The organism is Kordia jejudonensis (assembly GCF_001005315.1).
GTDB classification, from domain to species: Bacteria; Bacteroidota; Bacteroidia; order Flavobacteriales; family Flavobacteriaceae; genus Kordia; species Kordia jejudonensis.
In genome coordinates this window covers 160,113-176,498 of sequence record NZ_LBMG01000006.1, presented here as the reverse complement: position 1 = coordinate 176,498, position 16,386 = coordinate 160,113, and the positions used below count along the sequence as shown (strand labels likewise).

8 protein-coding genes are annotated in these 16,386 nt (G+C 35.4%); 1 reads left to right on the top strand and 7 read right to left on the bottom strand.

Annotation, left to right across the window (positions count from 1 at the left end; translation table 11 throughout):
- From AA089_RS05130 to AA089_RS23495, 7 genes are all read right to left on the bottom strand, one after another.
- The coding region (locus tag AA089_RS05130) for a condensation domain-containing protein (RefSeq protein WP_046755841.1) at positions 1-1,619 on the bottom strand (1,619 nt) is incomplete at its 3' end.
- 109 nt (positions 1,620-1,728) lie between these two features.
- Complete coding sequence (locus AA089_RS05125; protein ID WP_046755862.1) at positions 1,729-3,303, bottom strand: NAD(P)-binding domain-containing protein; 1,575 nt, start codon at positions 3,301-3,303, stop codon at positions 1,729-1,731.
- Between the two features lie 108 nt (positions 3,304-3,411).
- Positions 3,412-4,035 carry a DUF6875 domain-containing protein gene (locus AA089_RS23500; RefSeq protein ID WP_053002204.1) on the bottom strand — a complete coding sequence of 208 codons (624 nt, stop codon included), beginning with the start codon at positions 4,033-4,035 and terminating at the stop codon, positions 3,412-3,414.
- A gap of 94 nt (positions 4,036-4,129) precedes the next feature.
- The gene (locus AA089_RS05115; RefSeq protein ID WP_046755840.1) at positions 4,130-8,923 is read right to left on the bottom strand and encodes a non-ribosomal peptide synthetase; all 4,794 of its coding nucleotides are present in this window, start codon (positions 8,921-8,923) and stop codon (positions 4,130-4,132) included.
- A gap of 201 nt (positions 8,924-9,124) precedes the next feature.
- On the bottom strand, positions 9,125-9,649 hold the full coding sequence (locus AA089_RS05110; RefSeq protein ID WP_046755839.1) for a UpxY family transcription antiterminator: 525 nt from the start codon (positions 9,647-9,649) through the stop codon (positions 9,125-9,127).
- Between the two features lie 588 nt (positions 9,650-10,237).
- Positions 10,238-11,776: a YifB family Mg chelatase-like AAA ATPase gene (locus AA089_RS05105; RefSeq protein WP_046755838.1), complete on the bottom strand. Its 1,539-nt coding sequence runs from the start codon at positions 11,774-11,776 to the stop codon at positions 10,238-10,240.
- Between the two features lie 155 nt (positions 11,777-11,931).
- Positions 11,932-15,450 carry a T9SS type A sorting domain-containing protein gene (locus tag AA089_RS23495; protein WP_053002203.1) on the bottom strand — a complete coding sequence of 1,173 codons (3,519 nt, stop codon included), beginning with the start codon at positions 15,448-15,450 and terminating at the stop codon, positions 11,932-11,934.
- 551 nt (positions 15,451-16,001) lie between these two features.
- Between AA089_RS23495 and AA089_RS05095 the strand changes: the two genes are divergently transcribed.
- Entirely contained in the window at positions 16,002-16,379 is a 378-nt protein-coding gene (locus tag AA089_RS05095; protein ID WP_046755837.1) for an RDD family protein, read from the top strand.
- Positions 16,380-16,386: the final 7 nt, after the last annotated feature.

Genomic DNA, 16,386 nt, shown 5'->3' with positions numbered 1-16,386 from the left:
AACGTCACGACATTTTCAGTTTTCGGATAGTTCGTCGCCGTTTGATTGAGTGTATCTGTAAGCAGCGTTTCTTCTACGGAAGTGAGATATTTGGCTTCAGAAATTGACTTTTCAGCGTTGTTTATAAAATCTTTTAACGCAATATCGAAATGTGCTTTCATCATTTTTACATGCGAAGCAGCAAGTAACGAAGCATTGAAATCGATGTTGATACCGAGCGTTCGCGCCAGTCCAACTTCTAAAGTTAATAGATAATTTGTTTTTTCTTCCACATCCATCGTACCGGCTTCCATGGTACTTTCGTTTTCTTTTTCTGCCAAATCGCCCACAGGATAACTTTCGTATACGAGTAACGTATCAAAAAATTCGCCTTGGATTCCACTCCATTTTTTTATGGAACTTAGCGAGCTGTATTGGTATTCGCGCGAGTTTGTTTGCCTTTTTTGTATTTCTTTTAGAAAGTCAAGAATGGATTGTTGCCAGTCTATTTTGGCGTGTAACGGAAGTGTATTTATGTATAATCCGACACGTTCTTCTGTGTTTTCATAGTCTGACGGACGCCCAGAGACTGTAACGCCAAAAACGACTTCTTTTTTTCCTGTGTATCGCGCTAGTAAGTATGACCAAACGCCTTGCACAATTACGTTTGTTGTGAGTCGATGTTGTTGACAGAATGCTCGGATTTTGTTTGTAAAATCTTCATCAAAGACAAGTTGTTCACTTTCAAAAGTTCCAACTCCTTTGTTTCTGGCAATATTTTTACCTACAAATGGCAGTAATGTTCCTTCTTGTAGGGATTCCATGTAGGCTTGCCAGTATTGAATTTCTTCTTTTTCGTCTTTGGAATCAATGTAATCGATATAATCTTTGTAGTTGTCTTCTTCTCGTACAACGGGTTCTTTTCCAGCACTGTATTCATTGTATGCTTCAAGCAATTCGGACATGATTATTGGCATAGACCAACCATCGATAATGATGTGATGATGTGTCCAAACCATTTGATATTCTTCCGCATTTATTTTGAATATGGTGATGCGCATTAATGGCGGCGTCGTAAAATTGAAGCTTGTGTGCTGATCTTCTGCGATTGCCTTTTTGAGTGCCTTTTCTTGTTCTTTTTGTGATAAGTCGCTGAAATCTACCATTGTGATTGGCATTTCAACTTTTTTGAATACACTTTGGATGGGCACACTTAAGCCTTCATGAAAAAATGCCGTACGAAGTATGCTATGATTTTTTAGTACGTAGTTGCATGAAGCTTTGAATGCTTTTAAATCTAATCCATTTGGAAACGCCATGACCATTTGATTGGTGTACGCAATGGAGTTTTTATCATAGAGTTCATGAAACAACATGCCTTCTTGCATTGGACTGAGTCTGTAAATCGAAGAGATATTCTCAGATTTACTGGTATGCACAGTATTTTTGCGGGTTGTTTTGAGGTAATCAATAAGTGCTGATTTGTTTTCCTTGATGAAGTCAATGATGGTATGATCATTTTTTATGGCAAGAATTTCATCTTTGGTTAATTTTCCCTTTTTTCCATTTAGGGAAAGTTCTCCATTGGCTTCTTTTAGGAAGAGATTTTTTTCAGCAAGCTTTTGAATAAATTGTTTCATTTATATGATATTTTATAGAAGATTGACATGAGAAGTTGTTAACAACTAACTTATTTTCAATTATCTATGAAAAGGTAGAATCGATTTTTTTAGAAAAAGTGTGTGTGTTTTAGTTCACAGGATTCATTGCGTTTACGTGCATTCCTAGATGTTTTTCAACAAAACTACGCAACGGACCGATGTGCAATTCTTCACTGTAATAATCTGCTTCTAGTGATTCAATCATGTGGTATTCTCCGATGCGTTTTCCAGCGTCATAATACCGAACTACAGGATGCAAGAATACACTTTTGTCTGCGTTTTCTACATCGTCACTTTTGACACGATCAATAGCGAAAGAGCTTTGTCCTTCAGGTTTTTCTCCAAATTCGAGTGTGAGAATGAAGTGACGATTTTTTGTCCAAGAAGCTGTTGAATGTACGTATGCAGTTGGCAGTGTTTCGTAAAATTTAGCTTCGTTTGTCATTACGTCTATTTCGATGACATCGCACAAGAATCCAAATTGTTGCCAAAGCGATGAAGAGCTATTGATTCGCTTCATGAGCGCTTTTGTAAATGCTTCTTTTGAATTGGTGAGTGTTGTGTATGGAATTTCGTTTCCGTAGTATTTTTTCTCAAGAATTTTGTTGAGACATTCAGCATTGTATCGAAATCCGTGGATAAATGCAGAGGTTGTTTTTTTGTAATCTCTTTGTTGCGTTAGCGTTCCTGCATAGTACAAATCGGATATGTTGGTAGATTCCCATTGTTCTGTTTGGTCTGGAAAACGATCTTTTATGGCTAGGTTTGGCTTGATATCGTCTGCAAAGATAGACGTGTCAAACTCGAAACCTGCGGCAAGTATTATTTTGTCGTATAGTCGTGTTTCTACTTCGCCATCAGCGTGTGAATAGAAGAATTCTACCTCTAGTTTGTCATCTTTTTTCACGATTTTAGAGATTTCTGCATCAAGGATTGCGTTTTGCGATTTTAGCTGATAAGTATCTAATATGTTGTTATTTACCGCACGCAAATGTCCTACAAAGTGTGTGTCCCAAGCCATCCGAATTGGCGATGGACTTACGATATGAATGAGCGAAGCAACATGTAGAAGATGATCTGCAATTTCGAATCCCGAGTTACCTTTTCCGATGATTAATACTCTTTTGCCTCTGTAATCTTTTGAATCTACAGAACAATCTTTGTAGCGATCACACAGTTCAATTCCTTTGATATCAGGATAATATGTTTTGAACATTCCAGAAGCAACGATCACGCGTTTTGCGATGTATTGTTCTCCTTTTTCGGAAGTTACATGAAATACGCCGTCTATTTTTTCAACATGAGTTGCAGCATTATTGTAACTGATGTTTAGTTGGTATTTGTCTGCAAAATCATTTAGATAATCAACCAAACGATCGGCATTTGGCAAATATGCTTCTGAGTAATTTGTCATGCGAAATTCTGGATCGTCACATAGAAGTGAATTCCAATCCCAACGCAAGTTGATTTCTGGATCGTCGTGTCCTGTGTATATTTTATTGATAGAAATTAAGCGTCTGTGTCGTGGATATTGTGCAAAAAAGCTTCCTGCTTTTTCAGATTTTTCAAGAATGATATATGATCGGTTTGACTTTTGCATGAAGTATCCAGTTTGTAATCCTGCTGCGCCTGCTCCGATAATTAAATACTCTAACGTTTTCATAGTTCTTGCGTGTTGTTTGTTATTTTTTTGATTCATCTTTTACGATGAGTTGTCTGTAGTTTTTTTTAAAGTTTGGTTGTCTTTTTTACATCTAGCACTGTTCGTAGTTTAGCTAATAGCCTTGCTGTATTTTGCTTTGGCATTGAGGTAAAATTCTTCTAGATAGCTTGTATTTTCATCTAGTTTTTCTTTTTTGAAACGATCGCCATATAGTTTGTCAAATGTTTCAAACCATTCTCGTTTTTGTTTTAGAAATAGTACATCGTGTACTGCCAAACTTCTGATGGCAAATAGTGGATATGGCGCTATTGATACTTTGAAATCTGGATTGTATGCACCGCGTTCGTCACAGTTTGCATGAAATTGCCCTAACATTAATCCGTTAGCGACAAACTGATCTTTTACGTTTTCGTGTACTTCATCTAGTGCATATGCATCTTTTTCAGATAGCTTATCGAATACAACTAAGAGTCCTTTTTTGTATACGCTGTTGTCTCCGTTTGGAATTAAGTCTTTAAATTCTTTGATGTGTTGAATAGCTATTTTTTCAATTTCTTTGATGTTTCCATTTGTTATTTCAGAAGCAAAAGTGATGTAATAGGTATTATTATCAATAGTTGGTTTTACAAAAGGACATACTACCTGACTTCCTTTGGGACGATTTATATGTTCATTTTCTTGTGCCAAATATGCATTTGACCATGCTAATACATCGGTTCCGATTTTTAACATTTTGGGTGTTAGAAATGAATTTTTCACATTACTAAATTTAAATTAGACATTTATTTTTTGATTGTTTCGGTTGTTATTTGATGGTTTTCTGCTTTTAGAATTTCAGAATTTCATCTCCTTCTGCTTCATCAGATTCTAAGAATTCTTCTAATTCTTTGTAGTCAATTTTTCCATTGAGTCCGTAATCTGCTGGTGTGAAATCGACACCTTCTTTTTCGCTACAGTGTTGAATGATTTCTTGAAGTTTTTGCACGTATCCTTGTGCGATAGCCGCAATGGTTTCTTGCTTGTATTCTGTTGGCGCGTATCCAAATGCGATGTGCAATTGTCCGCCCGTGATGGAACAATTGATTTCCAAACGTGTTCTGAATGGTGTTTCTGGACTTAGACTTTCTCCCATACTTTCCGAAGATCGCATGAGCCAATCGTTGGTTCCGCCACTCATAGTATTGTCAAATTGTCCTAAATAATTGAATCCGATATCCCACGGAACATTTGCCAAGGTTTCACGCACCGTTTCTGATGGATGGAAATAACGCAATACGCCGTATCCCATTCCTTTGTCTGGAATTAATCGTAGTTGTTCTTTGGTCGATTTTACAAGATCACTTGTGTTTTTTACCGAATCAATATCTATTTGTAAAGGATAAAAACTCGTAAACCAGCCTACTGTTCCTGTAATATCAATAGTATTGAAGATATCTTCACGTCCGTGTCCTTCTAATCCGACCATGATTTTGGACATGTTGAAATATTCGCCAATACAGCTTGCCAATCCGCTTAAAAGCAAGTCGTTTATTTCTGTATTATACGCTTTGTTTGCTTCTTTTAAGAGCAGTTGTGTGGCATCTTTGTGTAATGAAATTTTGTAGTGTTCGACGTCTTTTAGCAACGATTTTTCACTTTTCATATCTACAGGAAGTTGTACCAAACCATTCACTACATTTTTCCAATAGGGAATTTGCGTTTCCATCGCAGTACTTTCCGCATATTTGATAAGCGCAGAGTTGAATTGTCTGTACGAACTTCCTTTTTGACCAAGATCGAGTTCTTTGTTAGCAGAGAGTTGCGTGAAACATTCGCCGATATCGTCTAGTAAAACACGCCATGAAACCGCATCGATGACTAAGTGATGCGCTGCAATAAAAAGTCGGTTAGCCGTTTCGCTTTCAGGTGTTTCCATGAAAACAAATTGTACCAAACTTCCGCCATCTAATACTAAACTTTTTTGCGAACGGCTGCATATTTCTGTAATGGTTTCCGCGAGATTTTCTTCTGCAACGTGCTGAATGTTTTCATATGTTAGTTTTCCATCTTGAACGGAGTAATATTGTTCCCATTTGCCCTCTTTTTTTTCAAATTGCAAACGGAATGCATCGTGATGATCTACAAGTTTCGTTACTATTTTTTCTAAATCGGTTCGCGCTACTTTTTTAGTCACATCGAGCAATAGTGATTGATTGTAATGTGACATTTCTGGAAATTCGCTATCGAAAAACCAATTTTGTACTGGCGTCAATTCAAATGAACCTTGTAATAATCCTTGCTCTGTAACCACTTCATTTTCAGATTTGTTTTCTAGAAATTCAGCAAGTGCGCGTATGGTTTGATTTTCAAAAGCGTCTTTTGGTGTAAAGTAATAGCCTTCACGTTTGGCTCTACTTACCAATTGAATCGTAATGATAGAATCGCCTCCTAATTCAAAGAAATTGTCATCAATCCCAACTTTTGTGACGTTGAGTAAGTTTTCCCAGAGTTTTACCAAAGTGGTTTCAACTGCTGAGTTTGGCGCCATGTATGTGACTGTTTGCGATTCTGGAATACTTGTTTCAGGTATTTGCTTGCGATCAATTTTACCATTTTGTGTTAATGGCATTGTTTCCAATTCGACCAACAGCGAAGGAATCATGTATTGTGGCAAACGTTCTTCAAGGAAGTTTTGTACAGTTGCTTTGTCATAAGCTTCTTCTGTTGTGATGTATCCTACTAAACGTTTTCCTAGTGTTTCACTTTCTCTAACTAATACAACCGCTTGAATTATTTGTGGTGCACTTTGTAGTATGGTTTCTATTTCGCCAAGTTCAATACGATTTCCTCGTATTTTGACTTGATAGTCTTTTCTTCCCACAAAATCTATATTACCATCTGGCAACCAGCGAGCTAAGTCGCCTGTTTTGTATAATAATGCATCTTTTTTGTAAGGATTTTGGATAAATTTTTCTTTTGTCAGTGCTTCGTTATTGATGTATCCTCTCGATAATCCGGCGCCACCAATGCAGAGTTCTCCAACGATTCCGACTGGCAATAATTCATCATGAGCGCCTAACATGAAAATTTCGGTGTTTGCAATTGGTCTTCCGATGGGTAATTGTTTTCTGTTTTTGTCCGAAGCTTCTATTTGATGAATGTTGGAAGATATGGTACATTCTGTCGGGCCGTATTCATTGAATACTTTCATATGTTCGGCGCATGCCAATACAATATTCATGTTGATGGCTTCTCCTCCAACTTTTAATGCTCGTAAAAAGTGAAGTTTTTCAACTTCTAAACTTACTAAATATGCAGGTGGAATGTGTGCAATTGTAACGTTGTTTTCTTTTAGATACTCAATGAAATTTTCTCCATTTTTGATTAATTCTTTTGGAAGTAATAGCAAGCTTGCACCAGAAATGAGACTGGTAAATATTTCATTACACGATACATCAAACGAAAGTGATATGAATTGTGATAAACAGTCGTTTTCCGTGACTTCGATTCTATCTTTTTGATCTAAAATTGCATTGGTAAGATTTCGATGTTCTACCATGATTCCTTTTGGATTTCCTGTAGATCCAGAAGTATAAATTGCATATACGGCATGATGACTTTTGGCAACAGACACAGGATTTTGTTGATGTGCTGCCGTGTTTGGAATGTTTTCAAATTCGATATCAATGGAAATCGCTTGTGTTCCAAATTCTAAAATATCAAAGAGACTTTCAGAATTGATCATCATTAAGTTCAATCCAGATTCTTCAATAATGTATTGCTTGCGCGATTCTGGATATTCGATATCAATTGGCACATACGCAGCGCCAGATTTTAAGATTCCTAGGATGGAAATGATCATCCATTCGGAACGATTCATCATGATACCGACCAAATCATCTGGTTTTATTTCATATTCCGATCGTAAATAATGTGCAAGTTGATTGGCTTTCGCATTGAGTTCTGAATAGGTATGTTTTGAATCTCCATCAATTAAAGCAATATGATTTGGTGTTTTTTCAACTTGTTCTTCAAATAGATCAACGATGGTTTTTTCTAAATTGTAAGCAACTTTTGTATCGTTGAATTTGTGTAACAATGCCAAATCTTCCTCAGCGACCATTTCCAACTCATGTATTTTTGTTGTTGGATTTTTGATGATGGCTTTCAGAATATTTTCATAATGCATCATGAATCGTGAAATGGTTTCAGGCGCGTAGAGTTCTTTACTGTAGGTTACAATAAATTTGATTCCTTCTGGTGTTTCTTGTGCGCTAAAGTGAAGGTTAAAATCGACTTTTACTTCTTCTATTGGCTCTTGAAATAAGCGAAGTTCATCCAATTCTACGGCTTCAGCTTTTGCTGTGTTTTGCAGTACAAATACAATATCCTGAATGGTAGATCGACTCGTGGAAGCGCGTTCATCTTCAATGATTCCTATGACTTTTTCGTATGGAATGTCTTGATGTGTGTATGCGTCTAATAACGTCTTTTTTACTTTGTGAAGTAGTGTTTTAAATTCAGGCGTTCCAGAAAGGTCACTACGCAATACGAGTGGATTTAAGAAAAATCCAATTAACGGTTCTAATTCTGTCTGACTTCTATTGGCTATAGGACTTCCGACCGTAATATCATCTTGTCCTGAATATCTGTACAGTAATACTTTGAATGACGCTAACAGCATCATAAATAGTGTGGTTTCTTCTTCTTGACAGATTTTTTTTAAACCTGCTAAAATTTCATTGCTTATTGTGCATCGGTAACCATCTCCAGCATATGTTCTCGGTCCTGTTATTTTATAATCTGATGGAAAATCTACGCCATGTGCGCCAGTTAGTTTTTCGTTCCAATAGCGAAGTTTGTTTTCGAGCACTTCTCCTTTTAGATGGTTTCGTTGCCAAATTGCATAATCGCCATATTGAATTTCTAAGGGAGCTAAATTTAACGCAGTTCCGTCATTATGGTGTTGATAATACGCCACCAATTCGTTTATAAATATTGAAAGTGACCAACCATCACTTGCGATGTGATGTGTAACTAATACTAAAACATGTTCGTCAGCGTCAATTTGTATCAAACTGGCACGTACCATATGATCTTTACTCAGGTCAAATGGCATGTTGATTTCTTGTGTGATAATGGTATCGAGCGCATCAACTTCTGTATTGTATGTTATATTTTTTAGCGACCACATATTTTCTGGAAGTATTTTTTGATATCCTATACCATCTTCATCTTCTAGATACACCGATCGTAATACTTCATGACGATTTACAACATTTTGAAAAGCAGCTTCTAAGTGATTTTTGTCTAAAACACCATGAAAACGCAACACCATCGGTACATGATATTCTAAACTTCCGCCTTGTAGTTTGTCTAAAAACCAAAGACGTTCCTGCGAAAAAGATAATGGAATACGTTCTGGACGTGCTATTTTTTGAATGGAAGACACAGCCGTTTTTGTTTGATGATCTTGAAAGTACTTGATTAAATTTTCCTTTTCACTTTTTAATGTTTGTAAAAAAGAGGCTTCTATTTCTTTGTCTCCTGAAATGCTGACTAACAATTTTTCATTTTCATAAGAGATGATGACTCCTTTTTCATTGGCTTCTCTTAGTAATTTTAAAATATCTTTTATCATGATTTTGTGATGTGTAAACGAAGTGGTGTAGTTTTTAGGTAAAAAAATAAAAGTGTATGGCAAACCGATGATGCGTTAGTGTAACATCGGTTGTGCTTTTGTGTGTTGTTTATAAAGTTTTGAAATGCAAGTATTTGATCAAAAAATAATTTTTGAACTTTTGATCTATTACATATGGGTAATCTTATAAAAATCTATAGTTTAAGAAGCATTGAGTGTTTGTTGCGATAAAAAATAAGAAGGAATTGTAGCCGTAATATTTTGTCGAAGTGAATCTATTCGGACAATAATTTTTTTGGCATTATCTACTTTCAGTATTTCACAATCTAATCCGCTCAATGCGCCCATAGTTATCTTTTTGATATCGCCAATTTTTGGTAATTGTACATTTGTTTCAATGTCAGTGACTCCATCAACATTGACTAGTAATTTTATTTTGTCAATGATGTTTCCTGGCACTTTTGCATATTCTTTTCCAAAACGAATGTAGGCACATGCTCCATAAGTTGATAGTGCATCATGAAATTCAGATGGACTTTTGATATTGACAAAAACGTATGAAGGAAATAGAGGTTTCATGATCATCTTTTTACGATCGCTCCATTTTCTAATCGTTTTTACTTCTGGCAGAAAAGCTTCAATAGATTTTTCGTTAAGTAAATTACATACTTTTTTTTCGTGGCGTGATCTTACATATAAGACATACCAGCAACTCTGTTTTTCCATTATTTTGTATTGATTTTTAAGCATAGCTATCGCTACTCCGAGTCACATTCTGTGTCTCAAACTTGAAAAAAATAAAATGAATCTTGAGGATTGACTATCAATCATTTTGCATATAATTCATACGTTTAAAAAGTTTAAAAAATATGAATTAAGACGTGTTTAATTGTGTAATTAAATACGCTTCATTTTATCAATATGTTATCTTGGAATTTTTAATTTGGCAAATTCCCCTTTATTACTAGAGAGTCTATTCTTAACAGGGGGATGTTGTAATACTAGAACAGATATTACTTAGGATACAGACTTTCTTTACTGATGTAAATATATATAATAATTTTATTTAATGTCAAAAAAAGAGAAAAATTAATCCAATTTTATGATTTCATATCTGTATTAGTAAAGAATAAAAAATATGAATTTAAATATCTACTTTTTTATAAGTTATAATTGATTAATTATGAGTGTTTTTTTGTCAGTAATTATAGAAGCAAACGTTTGATTACATAAAATAGTATACCAAATACAGGATATTACTTACTTATTTGATTTTTTTAGTAATTATGCGCACCAAAATTACTTTTTTTGGTATTATCCAAGCCAACCTTCTCTGTCTAAACTTCGGTATTGAATGGCTTCTGCGATGTGATTTGGTAAAATGTTTGGTTGCGTGTCTAAATCAGCAATCGTTCTGGCTACTTTTAGAATTCTGTCGTACGCTCTTGCGGAAAGATTCAAGCGTTCCATCGCATTTTTGAGAAGATTCAATGCTTCTTGGTCTAATTTACAATACTTTCGAATTTGTTTGGTGTTCATTTGTGCATTGTAATGTAGAATTTCAGATGCTTGAAAACGTTTGGTTTGAATGCTTCTCGCATTGATCACACGCGCACGAATCACGCTGCTCTCCTCACCTTTTCGTTCTTCGGAGAGTTTTTCAAAAGGAACTGGCGTCACTTCTATATGAATGTCGATTCTGTCTAATAAAGGTCCTGAAATTTTCCCCATATAGCGCTGCATTTCCATTGGAGATGATGCCATTGGCGAATTTGGATCGTTAAAGAATCCGCTTGGACTCGGATTCATACTGGCAACCAACATAAAACTACTTGGATAGGTTATGGTAAAACGCGCACGTGAAATGGTTACTTCTCGGTCTTCTAGCGGTTGTCGCATGACTTCTAAAACGCTTCGTTTAAACTCAGGTAATTCGTCCAAAAATAACACACCATTGTGCGCTAATGAGATTTCTCCAGGTTGCGGATAACTGCCACCACCAACTAATGCGACGTCGGAAATTGTGTGATGCGGATTTCGAAACGGTCGCTCAGCTATTAATCCTGATTTGTCTTTTATATTACCAACTACAGAGTGAATTTTAGTCGTTTCTAACGCTTCATGAAGTGTTAATGGTGGAAGAATTGATGGTAGTCGTTTGGCAAGCATCGTTTTCCCTGAACCTGGTGGTCCAATGAGAATGATGTTGTGTCCGCCAGCAGCCGCAATTTCCATACATCGTTTGATACTTTCTTGACCTTTTACATCGGAGAAATCAAATTCGGGAAATGCTAAGTTTTTTAAGAATTCTTCACGTGTATCAATGATAGTTTGTTCTAACGGTTCGCCTTTGTCGAAGAAATTGATAACTTGTTTGATATTTTCTACACCATAGACTTCTAAATTGTTTACAACTGCCGCTTCTTTGGCGTTTTGTTTCGGAAGAATGAATCCTTTGAAACCTTCTTCGCGCGCTTTGATGGCAATTGGCAACACGCCACTGATTGGTTGCAAACTTCCATCTAGAGATAATTCGCCCATGATGAGATATTCTTCTATGTTTTCCGATTGTATTTGATTGGAAGCTGAGAGTATTCCTAAAGCGAGTGTTAAATCGTACGCACTGCCTTCTTTGCGCAAATCGGCAGGTGCCATATTGATGGTAATTTTCTTTCCTGGAATCTTGTAACCGTTATTTTGTAACGCGGAAGCGATTCGGTAGTTGCTTTCTCGAATTGCATTATCGGGCAAACCGACCAAGTGATAACCAATTCCTTTCGCGATGTTTACTTCTACTGTAATTGTAGTCGCTTCTATACCAAATACTGCACTTCCAAAGACTTTTTTGAGCATTTTTTTGATTCGTTTTTTATAAAACTATCTTTTTATGCGAAAGAATCCTAGAATGATTTTGTAAGCGTTGTGTGTTTTTTGTGAACGTTATTTTTAAAAGAAAAAACCTCAACTTCTTTCGAAACTAAGGTTTTTGTTTGGTAGGTGTTTTTTGTTTATTCTTTTATTAGTTTTTGTGTCTGAATTCCTGAATTGGTTTGAATTTTTATAAAGTAAATACCTTGCGATATGTTTTTTAAGTCCATTTGATGATCTAAACTACTTGAGTTTGGCTGTTCCGTTTTGACTAATCTGCCGTTTATATCGAAAATTGAAATATCAGAAATAGGAGTTTTTGCTTGAATATGTAATGTTTCTTTTGTTGGATTAGGATACATCAATATTTTATTAGCTTCGAACTCACCTACGGACAAGCGTTGTACAATTTCCGTCATAGCGGTGTTGGTAATTATCGGTGGATTGAAATCGAAATAGATAGCTGCTACTCCATTTATAATATCTCCGATAACGACATTCGTTTTAGGTTTTATTTTAAAAGCGATGTATCCGTGAGAATTGGGTTCATCGGTTGTACTATCTATAAGATTTATATTATCAAAAATAAATTCTACATTGCTACCATCTGTAATTTCTACTCGACCAGCATGACTCATGCTTTGCAATTGCATTGTAGTCCAATCTAATTTGCTGTCCAATATGTGTTCTACGCGTACGTTTATGGCACTTGCCGTTCCTGTGTTTTGAAAACGAATAATGTAATGTAAATACTTATCTATGTCTTCCAGTAAAATTTGATCGCCTTCTAGTACACGAATGTCATTAGGATCGTAAGAGCCTATCACAGTTTGTCGTAATTTGAATAAATTATCAACTGGAGTTTCGTCATTATTAATTGGATTTATGATTGCATTGGATAATAGTACATCATCTATGTTGGTCGTTGGTGGTGGAAACACATTAAACCGTAAATTTATTGTTCTGGTTTCAAACGGATTTAAATTCGTAAAATTGAATGTAATTGTATTACTTGTTTGTGAAGTGACAAAACTATTAGCATTTAAAAACTGCATTTTAGCGTCATCAAACTCAAAGATAATGTCTCCGCTAAGTTGTGTAGTTCCTATATTATTATATACAATTTGATACGAAGTATCAAAACCTGGGCGTGGATCGTCTATGTTTGGATAAATCGCGATATTTAAATCGTTGTAAGTTCCTGTTGGTTGTATACAAAAATCTACAGTATCCACATTTCCTATTCCTGTAAAGTTGGATGTCGCTGTTATGGGATTTACTGTATAATAATTATTTAGTGGTGATACTATGGAAGTCGTAAAACTACCTGAATCTGGAAACAATTGATACACTCCACTATTGAGTGAAAAAGTAGATAAGTTCACAGTTCCATCTGTTGTTTCTACTAGTAAGTTTCCAATTGAATTATCACCATTATCACAACCATCTAAATTCGTATCCATTGTAATTTCTCCATTTATTTCATTAGCATTTGTTCCTATATTTCTATACCAAGCTATAGTATTATCAGAAGCAGAAACTGATAAAACATCCATATTACCATCACTATTCATATCACTTGCATACACCCATATTGGACCATTTGTTTCAGAAGTGATTACTTGTTGGGTACCAAAAGTACCTTGACCGTCTATATTTTCATACCAAGCTATTATATCATCATCACGAATAGCACACAGTACATCCATATCTCCATCATCGTCTAGATCTGTTGCGTAAACCGATTGCACATTATCAGCTAATGTTGAAATAATTTGTTGTGATCCAAATGTTCCTTGACCATCTATATTTTCGTACCAAGCTACTTTGTCATCATATCTAGATGCTGAAAGTACATCCATATCGCCATCGCCATCTAAATCACTCGCATAAACCGATCGGGCACCATTTGTTAATGTTGTGATAATTTGTTGGCCGCCAAAAGTGCCTTGACCATCTGTGTTTTCGTACCAAGCAATTTTATGATCATCCTCTGAGGCAGATAAAACATCTATATCGCCATCGCCATCTAGATCAATCGCATAAACCGATTGAGGGCTATTTACTAATGTTGTGATAATTTGTTGGCCGCCAAAAGTGCCTTGACCATCTGTGTTTTCATACCAGACTACTTTATTATCACTACCAGATGTTGAAAGTACATCCATATCGCCATCGCCATCTAGATCGCTTGCAAATACTGAATGTGCGTAATTTATTAATGTTGTGATAATTTGTTGGGCACCAAAATTGCCTTGACCATCTATATTTTCTTGCCAGCTTAGACCTACACTATTACGAGAAATAACATCTATATCACCGTCACCATCCAAATCACTCGTGTAAGCTAAACTAGTTGATAATGCAATAGTCTTAGGAGCTCCAAAAGTTCCTAGACCATCTCTGTTTTCGTACCAACTTACACCATTTCCTTCAGAAATCACATCCATATCGCCATCACCATCTACATCACCTGGATAAGCTTTACCTGCATTTTTTGCTAATGGAGTAATTACTTGTTGCTCACCGAAGGCATCTTGACCATCAATATTTTCGTACCAAGCAATTATACTAGTCGAAAGAGAAGAAGTAAAAAGCATTTCCATATCGCCATCACCATCCAGATCACTAGCATGAACCGAAGTTGGAAAAACTTCTAATGTTGTAATAACTTGATTGGCACTAAAAGTACCTTGACCATCTGTATTTTCATACCAAACTATTTTTTGTTCATTACTATTTGTAGGAGTTGTAGAAAGTACATCCATATCGCCATCACCATCTAAATCTGTAGCATAAACATCAGCATAACTAAATGTATATCCGATAATTTGTTGGGCTCCAAAAGTACCTTGACCATCTGTATTTTCAAACCAGAATATAACAGAACCATATATAGCATAGACATCCATATCACCATCACCATCTAAATCACTCGCATGCACCTCACTTACATAATTCGGATAAGTCGTGATGGCCTGTTCAGCTCCAAAAGTTCCTTGACCGTCTGTATTTTCATACCAAACTATTTTATTAAGATGACATCCCGAAAGCACATCCATATCGCCATCACCATCTATATCTGTAGCATAAACCGATTGTGCATTATATGCTATTGTTGAGATAATTTGTTGGGCTCCAAAAGTGCCTTGACCATCTGTGTTTTCGTACCAAGCAATTTTATCATCCTCCTCTGAGGCAGATAAAACATCCATATCGCCATCACCATCTAAATCTGTCGCATAAACCGATCTTGCATTATTTGCAATTGTTGAAATAATTTGTTGAGCTCCAAAAGTACCTTGACCATCCGTGTTTTCGTACCAAGCAATTTTATCATCATTCGATGAGGCAGATAAAACATCCATATCGCCATCGCCATCTAAATCAGCTGTATAAATCGATTGTACATTGTCTACTCCAGCAGCAATAACTTTGTAGGCTCCAAAATTACCATTACCGTCTGTATTTTCAAACCAAACTATTATGCTAGCAGAATAAGAGAGTATATCCATATCACCATCATTATCAATATCTACAGAATGAATATCTCTAGGAGGGTAAATGGAATTCGCAATATCAATTTTCTCAAATCCTAATTGCGCAAAAGAAAATTGAGTAGTTAATAGAGTAAAAAGGAATAGTAATTTTTTTTTCATAGTAATCTTTTTTTTAAAATCTAAAATTTTAAATTATGTCTTTTCTTTTTCAATTCTACTGTAGTCGCTTTGGCCTAAAACAATTGATTTTATTGATTTAGAAAAAGTCGATAATTTTTTGTCTGAAAAGAATTTCGCCTATAACGCAGTATTGTGAATATTTAAAGCTTTGGTTTACAACCTAAAATGAATACACTGAATACAACACTAGTTTAGTTGATTTTCTTTTATTGGGGATTTAAGAATACTAAAATTTCTGATAGTATACAAATGTGAAACCCAAAAATGTACAGTAACGAAGTTTGATTCTTAAAAAATACTCCATTGTAAAAAAAATTTTACGTGTTTTATAGATACTTACTATTTTTTTCATTGAAGTTTAGTCACAAACCTCCACAAAACCATGCTTTTACTTGTTAGTTGACCAATTCGGGAACGGAAGGAAAATTAAGTTTGCTGTAAAGATTTCTTTTGTGTGCAAACAAGCTGAAGAATTTACTTTTGAAAGAAATATATTTGCACATCTCGTTCTATTTTTCCAATTTTAAAAGATGAATAAGATTGATAAATCCATACGGTTCGTAAATTTTTTAATTGATCTTGTGGTTATTGTAATGATTACAATAGTAGTTACCATTGTATTTGGTTCGCTTACAGGATCTGAAAAAGTGCTAATTTGGATCGTGACTTTTGTTTATTATTTTGTGCTAGAATCGCTTACAAAGCAAACCATTGGTAAGATGATTACAAATACAAAAGTTGTCATGAAAGATGGTACCAAACCTAGTGTGATCCGAATTTTTATGCGTTCGTTTTTACGCATCGTTCCCGTAGATGCGTTGTCGTATCTTTTTGGAAAGAATAACGGCTTGCATGATTTACTTTCTGGAACACGTTTGGCTAGAAAAGATGCTGAAGTTGCTGAGTAGTTTTACA

What these genes read in the sequence shown, in the direction of transcription:
- AA089_RS05125 (WP_046755862.1), bottom strand. Translation starts at nt 3,303, where the DNA reads ATGAAAACGTTAGAGTATTTAATTATCGGAGCAGGCGCAGCAGGATTA.
- AA089_RS23500 (WP_053002204.1), bottom strand. Translation starts at nt 4,035, where the DNA reads ATGTTAAAAATCGGAACCGATGTATTAGCATGGTCAAATGCATATTTG.
- AA089_RS05115 (WP_046755840.1), bottom strand. Translation starts at nt 8,923, where the DNA reads ATGATAAAAGATATTTTAAAATTACTAAGAGAAGCCAATGAAAAAGGA.
- AA089_RS05110 (WP_046755839.1), bottom strand. Translation starts at nt 9,649, where the DNA reads ATGGAAAAACAGAGTTGCTGGTATGTCTTATATGTAAGATCACGCCAC.
- AA089_RS05105 (WP_046755838.1), bottom strand. Translation starts at nt 11,776, where the DNA reads ATGCTCAAAAAAGTCTTTGGAAGTGCAGTATTTGGTATAGAAGCGACT.
- AA089_RS23495 (WP_053002203.1), bottom strand. Translation starts at nt 15,450, where the DNA reads ATGAAAAAAAAATTACTATTCCTTTTTACTCTATTAACTACTCAATTT.
- AA089_RS05095 (WP_046755837.1), top strand. Translation starts at nt 16,002, where the DNA reads ATGAATAAGATTGATAAATCCATACGGTTCGTAAATTTTTTAATTGAT.